General features: G+C 66.4%; 18 protein-coding genes and 1 pseudogene. 7 read left to right on the forward strand and 12 right to left on the reverse strand.

Translation table 11 applies throughout. The features are described 5' to 3' along the window. Positions 1-78: 78 nt before the first annotated feature. From FSV73_RS02060 to FSV73_RS02080, 5 genes are all read left to right on the forward strand, one after another. A complete protein-coding gene (locus FSV73_RS02060) occupies positions 79-540 on the forward strand; it encodes a MarR family winged helix-turn-helix transcriptional regulator (protein ID WP_145003123.1) in 462 nt (153 codons plus the stop codon). 109 nt (positions 541-649) lie between these two features. Beyond that, on the forward strand, positions 650-1255 hold the full coding sequence (locus FSV73_RS02065; RefSeq protein ID WP_145003126.1) for a LysE family translocator: 606 nt from the start codon (positions 650-652) through the stop codon (positions 1253-1255). A gap of 8 nt (positions 1256-1263) precedes the next feature. Further along, on the forward strand, positions 1264-2451 hold the full coding sequence (locus FSV73_RS02070) for a benzoate/H(+) symporter BenE family transporter (RefSeq protein ID WP_145003129.1): 1188 nt from the start codon (positions 1264-1266) through the stop codon (positions 2449-2451). A gap of 56 nt (positions 2452-2507) precedes the next feature. After that, positions 2508-3509 carry an NADP-dependent oxidoreductase gene (locus tag FSV73_RS02075; protein ID WP_145003132.1) on the forward strand — a complete coding sequence of 334 codons (1002 nt, stop codon included), beginning with the start codon at positions 2508-2510 and terminating at the stop codon, positions 3507-3509. Positions 3510-3682: 173 nt separating this feature from the next. Continuing rightward, positions 3683-4606: a GGDEF domain-containing protein gene (locus FSV73_RS02080; RefSeq protein ID WP_145003135.1), complete on the forward strand. Its 924-nt coding sequence runs from the start codon at positions 3683-3685 to the stop codon at positions 4604-4606. Positions 4607-4636: 30 nt separating this feature from the next. Here FSV73_RS02080 and rluB read toward each other — a convergent pair whose 3' ends face one another. The 4 genes from rluB to zwf all read right to left on the reverse strand — a co-directional run bounded on the left by rluB (position 4637) and on the right by zwf (position 8645). Beyond that, complete coding sequence (rluB, locus tag FSV73_RS02085; RefSeq protein ID WP_145003138.1) at positions 4637-5689, reverse strand: 23S rRNA pseudouridine(2605) synthase RluB; 1053 nt, start codon at positions 5687-5689, stop codon at positions 4637-4639. Positions 5690-5819: 130 nt separating this feature from the next. Continuing rightward, a complete protein-coding gene (locus FSV73_RS02090; protein ID WP_186309139.1) occupies positions 5820-6458 on the reverse strand; it encodes a bifunctional 4-hydroxy-2-oxoglutarate aldolase/2-dehydro-3-deoxy-phosphogluconate aldolase in 639 nt (212 codons plus the stop codon). Positions 6459-6478: 20 nt separating this feature from the next. Beyond that, complete coding sequence (gene pgl / locus FSV73_RS02095; RefSeq protein WP_145003145.1) at positions 6479-7189, reverse strand: 6-phosphogluconolactonase; 711 nt, start codon at positions 7187-7189, stop codon at positions 6479-6481. Continuing rightward, the gene (gene zwf / locus FSV73_RS02100) at positions 7176-8645 is read right to left on the reverse strand and encodes a glucose-6-phosphate dehydrogenase (protein WP_145003148.1); all 1470 of its coding nucleotides are present in this window, start codon (positions 8643-8645) and stop codon (positions 7176-7178) included. The genes pgl and zwf overlap by 14 nt, the downstream gene beginning before the upstream one ends. A 163-nt stretch (positions 8646-8808) precedes the next feature. Between zwf and FSV73_RS02105 the strand changes: the two genes are divergently transcribed. Next, positions 8809-9678, forward strand: coding sequence for a MurR/RpiR family transcriptional regulator (locus tag FSV73_RS02105; RefSeq protein ID WP_145003151.1), 870 nt, complete (start codon positions 8809-8811; stop codon positions 9676-9678). Between the two features lie 108 nt (positions 9679-9786). Here the strand turns inward: FSV73_RS02105 and FSV73_RS02110 are convergent, their stop codons facing one another. From FSV73_RS02110 to FSV73_RS02140, 8 genes and pseudogenes are all read right to left on the reverse strand, one after another. After that, positions 9787-10836, reverse strand: a complete 1050-nt coding sequence (locus tag FSV73_RS02110) for an AI-2E family transporter (protein ID WP_145003154.1) — start codon at positions 10834-10836, stop codon at positions 9787-9789. 123 nt (positions 10837-10959) lie between these two features. Beyond that, a complete protein-coding gene (locus FSV73_RS26005; protein WP_437179255.1) occupies positions 10960-11715 on the reverse strand; it encodes a methyl-accepting chemotaxis protein in 756 nt (251 codons plus the stop codon). Positions 11716-11865: 150 nt separating this feature from the next. Continuing rightward, a pseudogene (locus FSV73_RS26010) lies at positions 11866-12636 on the reverse strand (cache domain-containing protein); the annotation flags it as partial. Between the two features lie 68 nt (positions 12637-12704). Next, positions 12705-14051 (reverse strand): sensor histidine kinase, encoded by a 1347-nt coding sequence (locus FSV73_RS02120; protein ID WP_145003160.1) that lies wholly within the window; start codon positions 14049-14051, stop codon positions 12705-12707. Continuing rightward, complete coding sequence (locus FSV73_RS02125) at positions 14048-14713, reverse strand: response regulator transcription factor (RefSeq protein ID WP_145003163.1); 666 nt, start codon at positions 14711-14713, stop codon at positions 14048-14050. The genes FSV73_RS02120 and FSV73_RS02125 overlap by 4 nt, the downstream gene beginning before the upstream one ends. After that, entirely contained in the window at positions 14714-14992 is a 279-nt protein-coding gene (locus FSV73_RS02130; RefSeq protein ID WP_437179256.1) for a PepSY domain-containing protein, read from the reverse strand. 17 nt (positions 14993-15009) lie between these two features. Next, positions 15010-15318: a PepSY domain-containing protein gene (locus tag FSV73_RS02135; protein WP_145003166.1), complete on the reverse strand. Its 309-nt coding sequence runs from the start codon at positions 15316-15318 to the stop codon at positions 15010-15012. 74 nt (positions 15319-15392) lie between these two features. Continuing rightward, complete coding sequence (locus FSV73_RS02140) at positions 15393-15650, reverse strand: DUF3253 domain-containing protein (protein ID WP_145003169.1); 258 nt, start codon at positions 15648-15650, stop codon at positions 15393-15395. 81 nt (positions 15651-15731) lie between these two features. Here FSV73_RS02140 and FSV73_RS02145 point away from each other — a divergent pair, with 81 nt between their 5' ends. Continuing rightward, the gene (locus FSV73_RS02145; RefSeq protein WP_145004180.1) at positions 15732-16829 is read left to right on the forward strand and encodes a DNA topoisomerase IB; all 1098 of its coding nucleotides are present in this window, start codon (positions 15732-15734) and stop codon (positions 16827-16829) included. The last annotated feature ends 139 nt before the right edge of the window (positions 16830-16968 follow it).

The following is a 16968-nucleotide window of genomic DNA, read 5'->3' on the forward strand; positions in this document are numbered from 1 at the left end:
GCCCTCCTGTGGCCCGTGGCCAGGTAATGAGTCAAACTACTTGACCGACCCTAATCCACCCGTGGAATACAAGTCAATATGCTTGACCTAAATCAGACTGCCCAGCAACGCCTGGTCATGGAGACCTTCTTCTTCGGCTACCAGGCATTCACCGCCAAGGCCGACGACATGCTGGCCCGGCGCGGGCTGAGCCGGGTGCACCAGCGCATCCTGTTCTTCATCGCCCGGGAGCCGGGACTGAGCAACAAGTCCCTGCTGGAGGTGCTCAATGTCACCAAGCAGGCGCTGAACATCCCGCTGCGCCAGCTGCAGGAGATGCAGCTGGTGGCCATGGAGACGGACGCCCTGGACAAGCGCAAACGCCGGCTGTCCTTGACGCGCGGCGGGCTGGCGCTGGAGCAGACCTTGCGGCGGGAACAGATGCGCCTGGTGCAGGCCGCCCTGGCCGCCGTCGGTCCCGAGGCGGCGGCGGGTTGGCTGGCCTTCAATCAGGCCTTGGCCGGGCGCCAGGACAGCGAAACCAGCGGCCAGGACAGTTGAAAGGTCATCCGTTGGTTCGGTGAACTGTATTGGTCGTTCATGCCCTCGGTGTACGGATACCGGCTTTCGGCGGCTGGCTAAGCTGGCGCAAAACCCAGGGAAAGCCTTCATGACCGTCGAACTGCTCACCGCCTTCATGCTCTTCGCCTTCGTTTCCTCCGCCACACCCGGCCCCAACAACATGATGCTGTTGGCCTCGGGCGTGAACTTCGGCTTCCGGCGCACCCTGCCGCACATGTTCGGCATCAGTCTCGGCCATATGCTGCTGGTCATCTGCACCGGTCTCGGCCTGGGCCAGTTGTTCGTGCTCTACCCGCCCCTGCAGATCGTCCTGCGGGTGATCGGTGGCGCCTACCTGCTCTACCTGGCCTGGAAACTCGCCACCGCCGCGGCCCCAACGCCGCGGGAAACCGGCAGCGGCAAGCCATTCGGTTTCTTCCAGGCCGCGGCCTTCCAGTGGGTCAATCCCAAGGCCTGGGTGATGGCGCTCGGCGCGGTGACCGCCTATATTCCGGCCGAGAACTTCACCGGCAACCTGCTGCTGGTGGCGCTGCTCTTCGCCCTGATCAACCTGCCCAGCGTCAGCCTCTGGACCCTGTTCGGCATGGGCCTGCGGCGCCTGCTGAGCAGCCCGGCGCGGCTGCGCCTGTTCAACTGGGGCATGGCGCTGCTGCTGGTCGTGTCGCTCTACCCCATCCTGTTCGGCCATCACTGAGGTTTCCGATGCACGCTGCCCCACAACGGCTGACGCCGCTGGCCGATAGCTCCCCTGCCGCCGTGGTGGCCGGCTTCGTCGCCATGCTGGTGGGCTATACCAGCTCCCTGGTGCTGATGTTCCAGGCCGGCCAGAACGCCGGCCTGAGCCCCGGGCAGATCTCCTCCTGGATCTGGGCGCTGTCCATCGGCATGGCCGCGACCACCATAGGCCTCTCGCTCAAGTACCGCACGCCCATCGTCATCGCATGGTCGACCCCGGGCGCCGCCCTGCTGGTCACCAGCCTGCCGTCGGTGCCCTACAGCGATGCCATCGGCGCCTTCGTCATCTGCGCGGCCCTGCTGGCCCTCTGCGGCCTCACCGGCAGCGTCGACCGGCTGCTGCGCCGGGTGCCGCCGGCCCTGGCCGCGGCGCTGCTGGCCGGCATCCTGTTCCGCATCGGCATCGAGATCTGCACGGCGGCCCAGCACCGGACCGCCCTGGTCCTCGGCATGGCGCTGGCCTACCTGCTGGCCAAGCGCCTGCTCCCGCGCTATTGCGTGCTCATCGCCCTGCTCGCGGGGCTGGTGCTGGCGGCCGCACTGGGCCTGCTGGACTTCCAGACCCTGCGCCTGGAGCTGGCCGTGCCGGTCTGGACCACACCGACCTTCTCCCTGGCCGCCACCATCGGCATCGCCATTCCGCTGTTCGTGGTGGCCATGGCGTCGCAGAACATGCCCGGCATCGCCGTGCTGCGTACCGACGGCTATGCGGTACCCGCCTCCCCGCTGATCGCCACGACCGGCATCGCCTCGCTGCTGCTGGCCCCCTTCGGCGCCCATGGCATCAACCTCGCCGCCATCAGCGCGGCGATCTGCACCGGACCCCAGGCGCATGAGGACGCCAGCAAGCGCTACACCGCGGCGGTCTGGTGCGGGCTGTTCTACGGGATCGCCGGGTTGTTCGGCGCGACCCTGGCGGCGCTCTTCGCCTCCCTGCCCAGCGAGCTGGTGATCTCGGTCGCCGCCCTGGCCCTGCTGGGTTCGATCATGAATGGCTTGCATGGCGCCCTGGCCGAACCCAGCCAGCGGGAGCCGGCCTTGATCACCTTTTTGGTCACCGCCTCGGGGCTGACCCTGGCCGGGATCGGCTCGGCGTTCTGGGGGCTGGTGGCCGGGCTATTGGCCAGTCTGCTACTCACCGCACGCCGCCGTTAGGAAACCTGGCCGCTCTTGACCGGTCGGAACTGGATCCTTCCCGTCAGGAGAACACCATGTCCCGTACCAATCGCCAGTTCCTGCTCGCCAAACGCCCGTCCGGCGAACCCACTGCCGACACCTTCGAGCGGGTCGAGCAGCCGGTCGGCGAACCCGGCGCCGGCCAGGTGCTGATCAAGAACCTCTTCCTGTCCCTCGATCCGGCCATGCGCGGCTGGATGAACGAGGGCAAGTCCTACATCAAGCCCATCGGCATTGGCGAGGTCATCCGCGCCCTGGGCGTGGGCGAGGTGGTGGCGTCCAACCACCCCGACTTCAAGGCCGGCGACACCGTCAACGGCATGCTCGGCATTCAGGACTATTACCTGGGCGAGCCCCAGGGCTTCTACCGGGTGGATCCGAGCAAGGCCAGCCTGCCGCAATACCTCTCGGTACTGGGCATGACCGGCCTGACCGCCTACTTCGGCTTGCTGGACGTGGGCGAGCCCAAGGCCGGCGAGACCCTGGTGGTTTCCGGTGCCGCCGGGGCGGTCGGCAGCATGGTCGGCCAGATCGGCAAGCTCAAGGCCTGCCACGTGGTCGGTATCGCCGGTGGCGCGGAGAAATGCCGCTACCTGATCGAAGAACTCGGCTTCGATGCCGCCATCGACTACAAGGCCGAGCCGGACCTGGCTGCCGCACTCGCCCGCGAATGCCCCAATGGCATCGACGTCTACTTTGACAACGTCGGCGGGCCGACCCTGGACGCCGTCCTCGCGCAGATCAACTTCCGCGCCCGGGTGGTGCTCTGCGGCGCCATCAGCCAGTACAACAGCGACAAGGTGCAGGGTCCGCAGAATTACCTGGCGCTGCTCAGCAACCGGGCGCGCATGGAAGGTTTCATCGTGCTGGACCACGTCGCCCACTACGCCGAGGCCCAACAGCAGCTGGCGATCTGGCTGGCGGACGGCCAGCTCAAATCCCGCGAGCACGTGGTGGAGGGGCTGGACACCTTCCCGCAGACCCTGTTGAAGCTGTTCTCCGGCGAAAACTTCGGCAAGCTGGTCCTCAAGGTCTGAGGCAAGCGCCGGAAAAGCGTCACGGGCAGGCCAAAAGCGGGGTCTGCTCGGCCGCCAGACGTCAAGTGTCTGGCGGCTAATGGCCATCTGAAGCCTAAATCATTGATTTTTATACACCAGCGGGGCTGGCACGTTTCTCGCTGTAGCGGGACTATCCGCCAAGGAGAACAGGCATGGTCCCGCCCTCATCCAACACCATCAATCTCGATCGCGCCCGCCAGCAGCGCAACGCCAGCCAGGCTGCCCTCACCCGGGAAAGCGATCCCGAGGTCCTCGGCGCCCTGCGCCAGCGTCTGACCACCGTGCTGCAAACCTCTCTCGACCTGGAGCGGGTGCTGCAGCTCTTCCGCCAGGAAACGAGCGCGCTGGTGGAGCTGCCCGGGCTCGCCTACCGCAATGGGCGCGAAGACGTCGCCATCAGCCTGGGCGAAGACGGGGAACACCAGGTGCACTACCACCTGAGCCACGGCGACATCCGCCTGGGCGACCTGACCTTCCACCGTGCCGAGCGCTTCCAGGACAGCGAGCTCGCGGCACTGGAGTATCTGCTTGGCAGCCTGATGTTCCCGCTGCGCAACGCCCTGCTCTATCGCGAGGCGCTGAACAACGCCCTGCGCGATGCCCTGACGGGGGTGGGTAATCGCAATGCCCTGGACCGCGCCCTGGTCCGTGAACTGGAACTGGCCCGCCGTACCCAGCAGCCGCTGTCGCTGTTGATGCTGGATCTCGACCACTTCAAGCGGATCAACGACCGCTTCGGCCACAGCGTCGGCGACGACGTGCTGCGCCAGACCGCCAGCACCATCGGCAACTGCCTGAGAAGCATGGACATGGTATTCCGCTTTGGCGGCGAGGAATTCTGCGTGCTGCTGTCGGCCACGGCCCATGCGGCGGCGCACGTCGTGGCCGAGCGCTTGAGGACGGCGGTCGAAGCCCAGGCCAGCGGCGATGGTGCCATCCCCTTGCCGGTCACCCTGAGCATCGGCCTGGCGACCCTGCGCGACGTGGAGTCACCGCGCTGCCTGTTGCTACGCGCGGACCGTGCGCTCTACCAGGCCAAGGCCGGCGGACGTAATCGCCTCTGCAGCCTGACCTGAAGGTCGCCTGCTGGCAGGCGACCTCACCTCTTAGCGGCGACCACCCTTGCCGGTGCCACCACCACTCGGCCCCCGGCGGGGTGCGATACCCGGCGCCGTGCGCCCCTTGCTGACCGGCTTGCGCCCGACGTCGCTCGGCCGCTCGGCCACCGCCGACCCCTGGGGCTTGCTGACCTTGTTCGCCTTGCCGCGCGATCCACGGCCGGCATCGGTTGGCCGCGAGGTCTTGCGCTGTTGCCGCTCGAGCTTGTCCTTGGTCTTGGCACCCATCGCCGGCAGGGCCACCGACGGCAGGCCGACCTCGGCGGCGAGGATATCTATCTCCGCCTGATTCATTTCGCGCCAGCGACCCGCCGGCAGATCGCTGGTCATGAATACCGGCCCGAAGCGCACCCGCTTGAGGCGGCTCACCACCAGCCCCTGCGATTCCCACAGGCGACGTACCTCGCGGTTGCGACCCTCCATCACCACGCAATGGAACCAGTGGTTGAAGCCATCGCCTTCCGGCGCCTGCTGGACATCGGTGAAGCGCGCCGGACCGTCGTCGAGGATGACGCCGTTCTTCAGCCGCAGCAGCATCTCTTCGGTCACCTCGCCGCGTACCCGCACCGCGTACTCGCGGTCCATCTGGTAGGACGGATGCATCAGGCGGTTGGCCAGCTCGCCATCGGTGGTGAACAGCAGCAGGCCGGTGGTGTTGATGTCCAGGCGACCGACGTTGATCCAGCGCCCCTGCTTGGGCTTGGGCAGGCGATCGAAGACGGTGGGTCGACCTTCGGGGTCGTCACGGGTACAGATCTCGCCCTCGGGCTTGTTGTAGATCAGTACCCGGCGAACCACTTCCTCGGCCTGGTCGCGCTTGAGCAGGCGCCCGTCCACCGCGATGGCATCCTTGGGCATCACCCGCAGACCGAGGGTGGCGACCACGCCATTGACCTTGATGCGGCCTTCGCCGATCCAGGCTTCGACGTCGCGACGCGAACCGACGCCGAGGCGCGAGAGCACCTTCTGCAGCTTTTCGCCGGCCGGCGCGGGGGTGGTTTCGTCGAGGGATTCGTTCTGGGGATTCTTGTCGAGGGTCATCAGGCACCTCCCGGTGTAGTGGACGACAACGGCGCCGCGGAATGGGCGCCAGGAAAAAGGCAGGGGCGCATGATAGCGCCCCTGCTCGCGCCAGCCTAGCTCGCCTGGCGGGTGACGGATGGCCGCAGCGCTAGTCGAGCGTGGCCAGGGCCTCGCGACTCAGCTGCTCGACGCGGCTCCAGTCCTTGGCCTTCACCACGTCGCCGGGCAGCATCCAGCTGCCGCCCACGCACAGCAGGTTGGGCTGCTGGAAGTACTGCTTCACGTTGCCCGGATTGACCCCGCCCGTGGGGCAGAACTTGAGCTCGGCGAAGGGACCGGCGAAGGCCTTCAGCGCATCCACGCCGCCATAGACATTGGCCGGGAACAGCTTGAAGCGGCGATAGCCGAGGCGGTAGGCCTGCATGATTTCCGAGGGTGTGGCGATCCCCGGCAGCAGCGGAATGGGCGCGGACACGCCAGCCTGGAGGATTTCCTCGGTGGTACCGGGGGTGACGATGAACTGGGCGCCAGCCTCGACCGCCGCATCGAACATCCGCACGTCGAGCACCGTACCGACCCCGACGTCCAGATTCGGCCGCTCCCGGCGCAGCAGGCGTACCGCCTCCAGGCCATGGGCCGATCTCAGGGTGATCTCCAATGCGGTGAGACCACCGGCCGCCATGGCGTCGGCGAACGGCAGCACGTCGGCCGGGTCGTTGATCACGATCACCGGCAGGATCCGCGCGCGGGCGCACAGGGCATCTAGGGTCGCGATCTTGTTCTGCATGTCCACAACTCAACTCCTCGTCAGGGGCACCAATAGACGACCAGGGGTTCGCGGAGGAACGCCTTGATCGGAGTGGCCAGCTCGTCGCCCTCGGCCAGAGCGGTTTCCAGCACCTGTCGCTTGCCCACGCCCTGGATGGCGAGGATCTGCTGCCGTGCCCGACTCAGGTAGGCGCGACTCAGGGTGATACGGGTCTGGGGCGCGGATGGCGCGATGCCAGGGAAAGTCAGTCGCTCGCTGGCCGGGTCCAGGGCCTCTTCCAGGCCGGGACTGCCGGGAAACAGCGAGGCGGTATGGGCGTCGTCGCCCATGCCCAGTACCAGCACATCGGGCGTCCCCAGGGCAGCGCGCACGCGGGCCTCGGTCAGGGCCATGCCCTCTTCCACCGAGTTCGCCGGGCTGTAGAGGTCGACGAACCCCGCGGCGGCGGCGGGCCCCTGCAGCAGATGCTTGCGCAGCAGGCCGGCATTGCTGTCCGGATCGTCGGCGGGCACCCAGCGCTCGTCCGCCAGGGTGACCAAGACCTTGCTCCACTCCAGCTCGGCCTGGGCCAGGCGCTCCAGGAAGGGCACCGGACTGCGCCCGCCGGATACGATCAGCAGAGCTTCCCCGCGCGCCGCCAGGGCTTTGCGCAGGCCGGTGCTGACCGCCTCGGCCAGGACCGCGGCGTGGGTCTCGCGGTCAGCCAGTTCGCGCAGGGTCACGCCCTGCCCCAGATCAGACGTCGCCATACCAGGATCTCCCGTCGCGTGCGATCAGGGCGATGGAGGTCAGGGGACCCCAGCTGCCCGCCGCATAGGACTTGGGCGAATCGCCCATCTTCGACCAGCCATCCATCAGCTGGTCGCACCATTTCCAGGCCGCCTCGATCTCGTCCTTGCGGACGAACAGCGACTGATTGCCCTGCATGACTTCCAGCAGCAGCCGCTCGTAGGCATCCGGCGTCCGCAGGTGCTTGAAGGTTTCCGAGAAGTTCAGCTGCAACGGCCCGCTGCGCAGCTGCATGCCCTTGCGCAGGCCCTGGTCCTTGCTCATCACCTGCAGCGAGATCCCTTCGTCCGGCTGGATGCGGATGATCAGGCGGTTGCTGATCAGGCTGCGCTGCTCGGGCGCGAAGATGTAGTGCGGCGGTTCCTTGAAGTGGATGACGATCTGCGACAGCTTCTGCGGCATGCGCTTGCCGGTACGCAGATAGAAAGGCACCCCGGACCAGCGCCAGTTGCGGATGTCCGCGCGAATGGCGACGAAGGTCTCGGTGCGGCTTTCGGTGTTGGAGTTGGGTTCTTCGAGATACCCCGGCACCGGCTTGCCGTCGCTGTAGCCCGAGGTGTACTGCCCCAGCACCACGCGGCTGGCCAACTGGTCGGCGGTGATCGGCTCCAGCGCCTTGAGCACCTTGACCTTCTCGTCACGGATGCTGTCGGCCGACAGATCCGCCGGCGGATCCATGGCGGTCAGGCAGAGCAGCTGCAGCAGGTGGTTCTGCACCATGTCACGCAGCTGGCCGGCCTGGTCGAAGTAGCCCCAGCGGCCTTCGATGCCGACCTTCTCGGCCACGGTGATCTCCACGTGGGAGATGTAGTTCTGGTTCCATTGCGTCTCGAACAGGCTGTTGGCGAAACGTAGGGCGATGAGGTTCTGGACGGTTTCCTTGCCCAGGTAGTGGTCGATGCGATAGACGCGGTCTTCCGGGAAGAAGCGCGCCACGGCGTCATTGACCACCTTGGAGGATTCCAGGTCGTAGCCGATGGGCTTTTCCATCACCACCCGGGTCCGCTCGCAGAGACCCACGGCGGCGAGGTTCTCGCAGATGGCGCTGTAGACCAGCGCCGGGGTGGCGAAATAAGCGATCAGCGGAGCGGTTTCACCCACATCCTCGGCAAGTCCCGTATAGTCTTCGCGGTTACGAAAATCGATGGCGCGATAGCCCAGGCGCGCGCGCATCCGGCTCCACACCGCTTCGTCCCAATCGGCCTTGGGCACATAGTGGCGCAACCGCTCCTCGATGTGCTCGAGCTGCTTGACCCCATCGCCCTGGTCACGCGCCAGCGCCATGATGCGGGTATCCTCGTGCAGCAGACCTTCGCGATCCAGCTGGTACAGGGCAGGGAAAAGTTTGCGCAGGGCCAGATCGCCCAACGCGCCGAAGATTGCCAGGGTACAGGGTAGAACTCGGACGCCAGCCATAAATATTCGTTCTTTTACTTAAAGTTTGAGATATTCCGGCACCATGATAGGGGAGCCGGGGCGATTCGCGTAGTCTTTATATTAAAAAATACGGTCCAGGGTCAGCCTGGGCCAACCCTTTTATAGCCCTAGGATAGAGGCACAACAACCACTAGGAGTTCTCATGGATCGTGCCAGCACCCTGCTGCAAACCATCCAGACCCGTATCGGCGAACTCAACCGCGCGGAACGCAAGGTCGCCGAGGTCATCCTGCAGAACCCTCGGCAGGCCACCCGCTACACCATCGCCGCCCTCGCCCAGGCGGCGCAGGTCAGCGAGCCCACGGTCAATCGCTTCTGCCGCTCCCTCGGCGTGAGCGGCTATCCGGAGATGAAGATCCAGCTGGCGCAAAGCATCGCCAGCGGCGCGGTCTACGTCAGCCAGGCGGTGGCGGCCAACGATGAACCCGAGGCCTACGCGGAAAAGATCTTCAGCAGTACCATCGCCTCCCTGGACAGCGCCCGCCAGCGCCTGGACGCCAAGGTGGTGGATCGCGCGGTCGACCTGCTGATCCAGGCACGGCAGATCCATTTCTTCGGCCTGGGCGCTTCGGCGCCAGTGGCCTTGGACGCCCAGCACAAGTTCTTCCGCTTCAACATGGCGGTCTCGGCGCACTCGGACGTGCTGATGCAGCGGATGCTCGCCTCCATTGCCCAGACCGGCGAGCTGTTCGTGATCATTTCCTATACCGGGCGCACCCGTGAACTGGTGGACGTGGCCAAGCTGGCGCGAGACAACGGCGCCTCGGTGCTCGGCCTCACCGCCAGCAACACCCCGCTGGCCAAGGTCTGCACCCTGAGCCTGGACATCCCGCTGCCGGAAGACACCGACATCTACATGCCCATGACCTCGCGGATCATCCAGCTGACCGTGCTGGACATCCTGGCCACCGGGGTGACGCTCAAGCGCGGCGTGGACTTCCAGCCGCACCTGCGCAAGGTCAAGGAAAGCCTGATCGCGACCCGCTATCCGTCGGAGCCCGACCAGGGCTAAGCACCCTACCCCAAGTGCAAAAACCTGCTTACGATTTCGCGAGCTAGAGCCAAACAAGGCGATTTCAACGCGGTTTGGCCGACGCGCAGCAGATCGTAAGCAGGTTTTTTAGATGTCGTCGCGGTGGCTGAACAAGTCCCAGGTGGACATGAACAGCGCGGCGATCAGCGGGCCGATGACGAAGCCGTTCAGGCCGAACAGCGACATGCCGCCGATGGTGGAGATCAGCACCACGTAGTCGGGCATCTTGGTGTCCTTGCCGACCAGGATGGGACGCAGCAGGTTGTCCACCAGGCCGATCACCACCACGGCGAAGACGATCAGGATCACCCCCTTGATCACCGACCCGGTAGCGAGGAAGTAGATGGCCACCGGCACCCAGATCAGCGCCGAGCCGACCGCGGGCAGCAGCGACAGGAAGGCCATCAGGGTACCCCAGAGCACCGCCCCCTGGACGCCCAGCACGCCGAGGATGAAGCCGCCCAGGGCGCCCTGCACCACGGCGACGATGATGTTGCCCTTGACCGTGGCGCGCACCACCGCGGTGAACTTGGCCATCAGGCTGCGCTTGTGCATGTCGCTCAGCGGGATGGCCTTGCGAATCAGCGCCACCAGCTGCGAACCGTCGCGCAGCAGGAAGAACAGCAGGTAGAGCATCACGCCGAAGCCGATGAGGAACTGGAAGGTGCCCTGGCCGAAGCTGAAGGCCTGGGTCGCGACCCATTGGCTCCCCTGCATGGCGCCGGCGGACAGTTTCTGGCGGATGCCTTCCAGGTCACCGGCACCGAAGCGCTCCAGGACATTGCGCACCGAATCCGGCAACGCGCCCCAGACCTGCTGGTAGTACTGGCCGAAATTCAGCTGGCCGCTACTGATCTGCTGATAGAGCAGCGAGCCTTCCTGGACCAGGGAAATGGCGATGAACACCACGGGCAGGATGACGATGAGCAGGATCACGAACAGCGTGCAGAGCGCGCCGACGGTGCGGCGGCCATTGAAGCGCCGGACGAACCAGCGCTGCAGCGGCGCGAACAGGATGGCGAGGATGGCGCCCCAGAACACCGCGCCTAGGAAGGGCGTGAGGATCCAGACGAAGGCCAGCGAGACCACCACCAGCAGGATCAGGAACGTCTTGTTTTCCAGCCGAGCACTTTTCATTGGCTTTCGCGATTCCGAACAAGGAGGACAGGCCTTGCTTAGAGCCTCGGAAGCCGTGGGGTTCCCATGAGTGCCCGCAACTTGACCCACGGAGACGCGCCGGGGCGGCCGGCGCGCCCGGGATCATACACGGAACTGGCGTACCAGGCCGCCCAGGCGCTCGCCCAGGCCGACCATGCCGGCGGTGTTCTGGGCACCCTGCTGGGCACCTTGCGCCATGCTGTCGACGGCGCTGGCGATGGTGTGGACGCTGCGATTGATTTCCTCGGCGACGGCCGTCTGTTCTTCGGCGGCGCTGGCGATCTGGGTGTTCATGGCGTTGATGGTGGCGATCAGCTCGCTGATCGACGCCAGCGCCGAACCGGCCTGCTCGGCCTGGGCCGTGGTGGCCTCGCCCATGCCACTCGATCGCTCCATGGCACCCACCGCCCGCCCGGTCGCCTGCTGCAGGCGGTCGATCATGCCCTGGATTTCCTGGGTGCTCTGCTGGGTGCGGCTGGCCAGGGCGCGCACCTCGTCGGCAACGACGGCGAAGCCGCGGCCGGCCTCACCGGCACGCGCCGCCTCGATGGCGGCGTTGAGCGCCAGCAGGTTGGTCTGTTCGGCGATGGCGCGGATCACGTCGAGCACGCCGACGATGGCGCCGACGTCCTGCTTGAGGCCGTCGAGGGACACGCCGCTCTGGCGCACCTCCTCCACCAGCTCATGGATGCGCGCGACGCTGGTCGCCACCGTATCGCGGGCCAGGCGACCCTGCTGCTCGGTCTGGCGGGTCGCCTCGGAGGCTTGCAAGGCACTGCGCGCCACCTCCTGGGCGGCGGCGGACATCTCGTTGATGGCGGTGGCGACCTGATCGGTTTCGCTGCGCTGGCGCTGCATGTCGCTATCGGTGCGCCGGGCCTGCTGGGCGACGTCGTCGAGCAGACCGGTGAATTGCTGGGTGATGTCGACGACCTGGACGATGGTGCCCTGGATGCGGTCGACGAACCGGTTGAAGGCGGCGGCGAGTTCACCGATCTCGTCGCGGCCGTTGACCGGCAGGCGACGGGTCAGGTCGCCTTCGCCCGCGGCGATGTCGTCCAGGTTCTCGCGGATCTGCGCCAGGGGTCTCAGGGTTCGCGCGGCGAACAGCTGGGCGGCGATGCCGATCACCACCAGCAGCACCCCGGCGACCCCGAGGATCAGCCAGAGCTGGTCGCGGGTGCGCTGGGCCACCTGGTCGGCCACGGCAGCGACCTCGGCATCCACCCCGTCCAGGTTCACGGCGGACCCTATCACCAGGTCCCACTTGGCCAGGTAGTCGGTATAGGCGAGCTTGGGTACCAGGACGTCCTTGTTGCCGGGCAACGAGGAGCTGTAGCGACTGAAATGCGAGCCGTCCTTGCCGACGCGGACCAGCTCCTGGTTCAGATAGATGCCATTGGGATCACGATTGTCCTTGAAGCTCTTGCCGATCCCGGCCGGGTCGTTGCCCTTGAACAGCCGCACGACGTTGGAGTCGTAGCCGAAGATATAGCCGTCCTTGCCATAGCTGATGGCCGACAGCAGGCGGATGGCTTCCTTGCGCGCCTCGGTATCACCCGCTGCGGCCTGGTCGTAGAGCGGCTTGACCACGGTCATGGCCGCTTCCACGGTGTTCTGCAAGGCGCTGCGACTCTGGGTCATCAATCGCTCGCGCGCATCGCTGACGTCCCGCCGCGCCTGCTCGTGCAAAACCCAGTAGGACAGGCCACCCAGTACCAGCGTGAAGAGGCAGACGGGCAGCACGGCCAGCAGGGTGACTTTCAATTTCAGGCTCACGGGGTTCTCCTTGGTCGCACGAGCGTTGTGCGCTTATCGGCCTCCTACCCGCGAACTTGACCGGGAAGTCATCGAATAGCGACGCCAGTGGCCCGACCGGGCGGCCGGGGCAGATGGATGACCACCGCGAGCCCGCCCAGGGCCCCCGACTCGAGGCTGAGGGTCCCGCCGCAGCTGTCGACGATATCCCGGGCGATGCCCAGGCCGAGGCCATGACCGGCCACGCCTTCGTCCAGGCGCGTCCCGCGCCCGAGGATGGCCTCACGCTCGCCCTCCGGCACCCCCGGGCCATCGTCCTCGATGCGGACGACATAGCCCGCTTCCTGCTCCTTCACCTCCAGTCGCACCTTACTGGTCGCCCATTTGCCGGCGTTGTCCAGCAGATTGCCGAACAACTCCAGCAGGTCCTCACGATCCCAGGGCAGCCGCAGCCCCTCCGGCAGGTGAGCGTCGAACACCAAGTGGGCGCCATGTAGGCGACCGAGCAGGCGGCAAAGCTCTTGCAATTCGGCGACCTGCAGGTGCGCGCCCGGCAGCGCCTCGCCGGCGAGCCGGGCGCGTCGCAGCTCGCGCTCCAGCCGTTCGCGGATCCGCGCCAACTGGTCGCGCAGGGTATCGCGCTGGGCGGGCAAGGCCTGCAACTCGGGTCGCTCGGCCAGGCTGGTGAGCACCGCGAGTGGCGTCTTCAGCGCGTGGCCCAGGTTGCCGATGCCGTGGCGCGCCCGCTTGAGGCCTTCCTCGGTATGCCGCAACAGTGCATTCATCTCCTCCACCAGCGGCGCCAGCTCGGCAGGTACCGCCGCGTCAAGGGCCGAGCGCCGGCCCTGGTGCAGCTGGGCGATCTGTTCGCGCACCTGCTCCAGCGGGCGCAAGGCACGCCGCACGATGAGGCGCTGCAACAGCAGCACCAGCGCCAGGGTCGCCAGGCCCAGCAGGGCACCGAGTCCGAGGATCAGCGTCAGGCTCGCCAACAGCGGATTGTAGTCGTCGGCGACGGTCACCCTGACCGTTTGGCCGTAGCGCTGGTAGTCGGCCCGGTAGGCCAGCAGGCGCTGGCCACTGGGCCCGTCGACCAGGCGGTCGGTCAGCCCCTCCACCGCGGGGGCCACCAGTTGTGCATCCCACAGCGAGCGCGACCGCCAATGGATGTCGAGGGCAGGGATCTCGATCAGGAAGTAGCGACCGGACAGAGGGCGCGTGTAGAGGCTGCCCAGGCGCCCTTCATCGAGCTGGAGGCCATGGGGGCCTCGTACCAGGGCCGCGAGCAGGTTTTCCGTCTCCCCCCTCAGACCGGTCTCCAGGTAGCGCCGCAGGGCATGGTCGACCAGCCAGGCACCCACCAGCACCAGCAGCAGCCCGGCCACCAGTAGTGCGGCGCCCAGGCCGACCCGCAGCCGGGCCTGGAGCGACCTCAACCGACGCCACCGAGGCGATAGCCCTGGCCACGGCGCGTCTCGATGACGTCTCGCCCCAGCTTGCGCCGGAGATGGTTGACATGCACCTCGATGACGTTGGAATCGCGCTCGCTCTCGCCGTCGTAGAGATGATCGTTCAGCCGTGCCTTGGACAGGATCTGCCCGGGATGCAGCAGGAAGCAGCGCAGCAGGCGAAATTCGGCGGCGCTCAACTCGATGGTTTCTCCGCCACGGACGACGCATTGACGGGCCTCATCCAGGGCCAGTCCGGCCGCCCGCAACAGCGGCTGGTTGGCCACGCCCTTGGCTCGCCGCAGCAAGGCGGCGATGCGTAGGCCGAGCTCCTCGGGATGGAAGGGCTTGGTGAGGTAGTCGTCGGCGCCCGCCTTGAGTCCCTCGATGCGCTCCGCCCAGCTGTCGCGCGCGGTCAGGATCAGCACCGGCGTCGCCAGCGCCGCCGTGCGCCATTCGCCGAGCACCTCGAGGCCGGGACGCCCCGGCAGGCCGAGGTCCAGCACGATGAGGTCGTAGGGTTCCTGGGCGCCCTGCCAGGCCGCATCGCGACCATCGGCCAACCAGTCGACGGCGTAGCCCTGGCGCGAGAGAAACGCCGAGATCTCGTCGGCCAGGGCTACGTCGTCTTCCACCAGCAACAGGCGCATCTAGTCGTCCACCTCGTCCTTCATGATGGCGCCGTCCATGGCACCGATTTCCAGTTCGCGGACCCCGTCACCGACGAGGATCTCGATCTCGTAGCGGTACTGGCCGTCTTCCTCCTCCAGCTCGGCTTCCAGTAGCCGGGCATTGGGGTAGCGTTCGTTGACCCGCTGCAGGAGGCTCTCCAGGGGCCTGATCACGCCTTCCTTGCGCAGCTTGAGGGCTTCGTCCTGGTCCAGGTCACGGGCCTGGACCAGAGGGGTCGCGCCGCCGAGCAGGAGCAGCCCGGCCAGCGCCAGACTCAGTCGTCGCGCTGATTTTTCAGGACTTCGCCAGTGGTGGCGTCGAGTTCCAGATCCCATTTCACACCTTTGGGGTCACGCAGTTCCAGTTGGTAGATGTAGCGGCCGTATTCTTCTTCCAGCTCGGTCTCATGGGTGGTCGAGCCCGGATGCTTGGCGATGGCGGCCTGGTTGAGTACCTCGAAACTCTTGATCTTGCCGCTGTCGCGCAGCTTGAGGGCTTCGTCGGGACCGAGGTCACGCGCCTGGGCGACGCCCAGACCGGTGAGCAGGAAGGCGGCAGTGGCGATAGCGGTCAGCGTTTTCATGGTGATTCCTCTGGGTTGCTGTCTGTACGGGGTCCAGAGTAGCCATCCGCCATTAATCGAAACTTAATCGCCCATTAAGCCAAACTTAATCGGATCGGGCCATGCCAAGGCGCCGCGGGATCCAGGGCTGTCCCCTTCTGGGTCACCTGCAGACGGCCCTCGCGCGCTAGTTCTCGGGCCGCCCTGCGCAGCGGTTCCATCAGCGGCCGCCAATCCGCCGCCAGCTCGCGGGCGACTTCCGAAGGGCAAAAGGTGGTACCTGGGCGGCGCGTGCGCGCCTTGGCGAGCAGGGCTTCACCTAGTTGTGCGTCGGTCGGCTTGGCGGTCGTCATGAGAACCTGGTCCGGTTTCCTGGAGTCCACCGTTTCGACCAGGAAATCGTCGGTGCAGTCATGACCTCTCGTTCGAAAGTAATGCAACGCCTCGCCCAGACCGATTTACCCATCCCCGCCGATGAGCGTGACGACACCGGCACCGCCCTCTGCACCCCCTTGCCACCCGACCTCAACTACGTCGACGACAGCCAGGCCGGACTCGGCCGGCGCAAGCTGCGCGGCAAGTGGGCCTACTTCACCGCGGACGGCGAGCGCCTTCGCGACCAGGCTGAAATCGACAGGATCAACAAGCTGGCCATCCCGCCCGCCTATACCGACGTCTGGATCTGCCCGGATGCCAATGGCCACCTGCAGGCCACCGGCCGGGACGCTCGGGGCCGCAAGCAGTACCGCTACCACCCCCGCTGGCGGGAGATCCGCGATACCGACAAGTACGAGCGGATGCTCGCCTTCGGCCAGGCGCTGCCCAAGTTGCGCCAGCGGGTGGAAGAAGACCTCTCCCGCCGGGGCCTGAGCCGAGAGAAGGTCATGGCCACGGTGATCAGCCTGCTCGACGCCACGCTGATCCGGGTCGGTAACGCTCAGTACGCCAAGAGCAACAAGTCCTATGGGCTCACCACCCTGCGCAACCGCCATGCCGAGGTCCACGGCAACACCATCGCCTTCCACTTCCGCGGCAAGAGCGGCGTGGAGCATGACATCAAGGTCAGCGACCCGCGCCTGGCGCGTACCGTGAAGAAGTGCCTGGAGCTGCCGGGCCAGCACCTGTTCCAGTATGTCGATGCCGACGGCGAGCGCCACACCGTGACCTCTTCCGACGTCAACGCCTACCTGCATGAGCTGACCGGCGCCGACTTCACCGCCAAGGACTATCGCACCTGGGCCGGCAGCGCCCTCGCCCTCGAAGCGCTACGCGAATTACGCTGCGAAACCCAGACCGATGCCAAGAAGGAACTGGTGGACATGGTCAAGGCGGTTTCGCGCACCCTGGGCAATACCCCAGCGGTCTGCCGCAAGTGCTACATCCACCCGGGTGTCCTCGATGCCTTCCTTGCGGGGGACCTCTGCACCCTGCCCAAACCGCGCAAGCGCAAGGGACTCAAGGAGGAGGAGGTCTTGTTGCTGACCTTCCTCCAACGACTGGAGCAGCGTATGGCGGAGACCCAGGCGGCCTGACATTGCCGGGCGACCCAGGTCGCCCGAGCTACGCGTCGGAAGGGAGCCGGCCGCCTCGACGCGCCGATGGCCGCTCCGCGCCTTCCGCGACAGTGAGCTACCGATCCCTGGATGACTGAAGCAATTTGTTATGTTATAA

The sequence above is a fragment of the Pseudomonas oryzihabitans genome, assembly GCF_007665395.1.
Taxonomy (GTDB): domain Bacteria; phylum Pseudomonadota; class Gammaproteobacteria; order Pseudomonadales; family Pseudomonadaceae; genus Chryseomonas; species Chryseomonas psychrotolerans_C.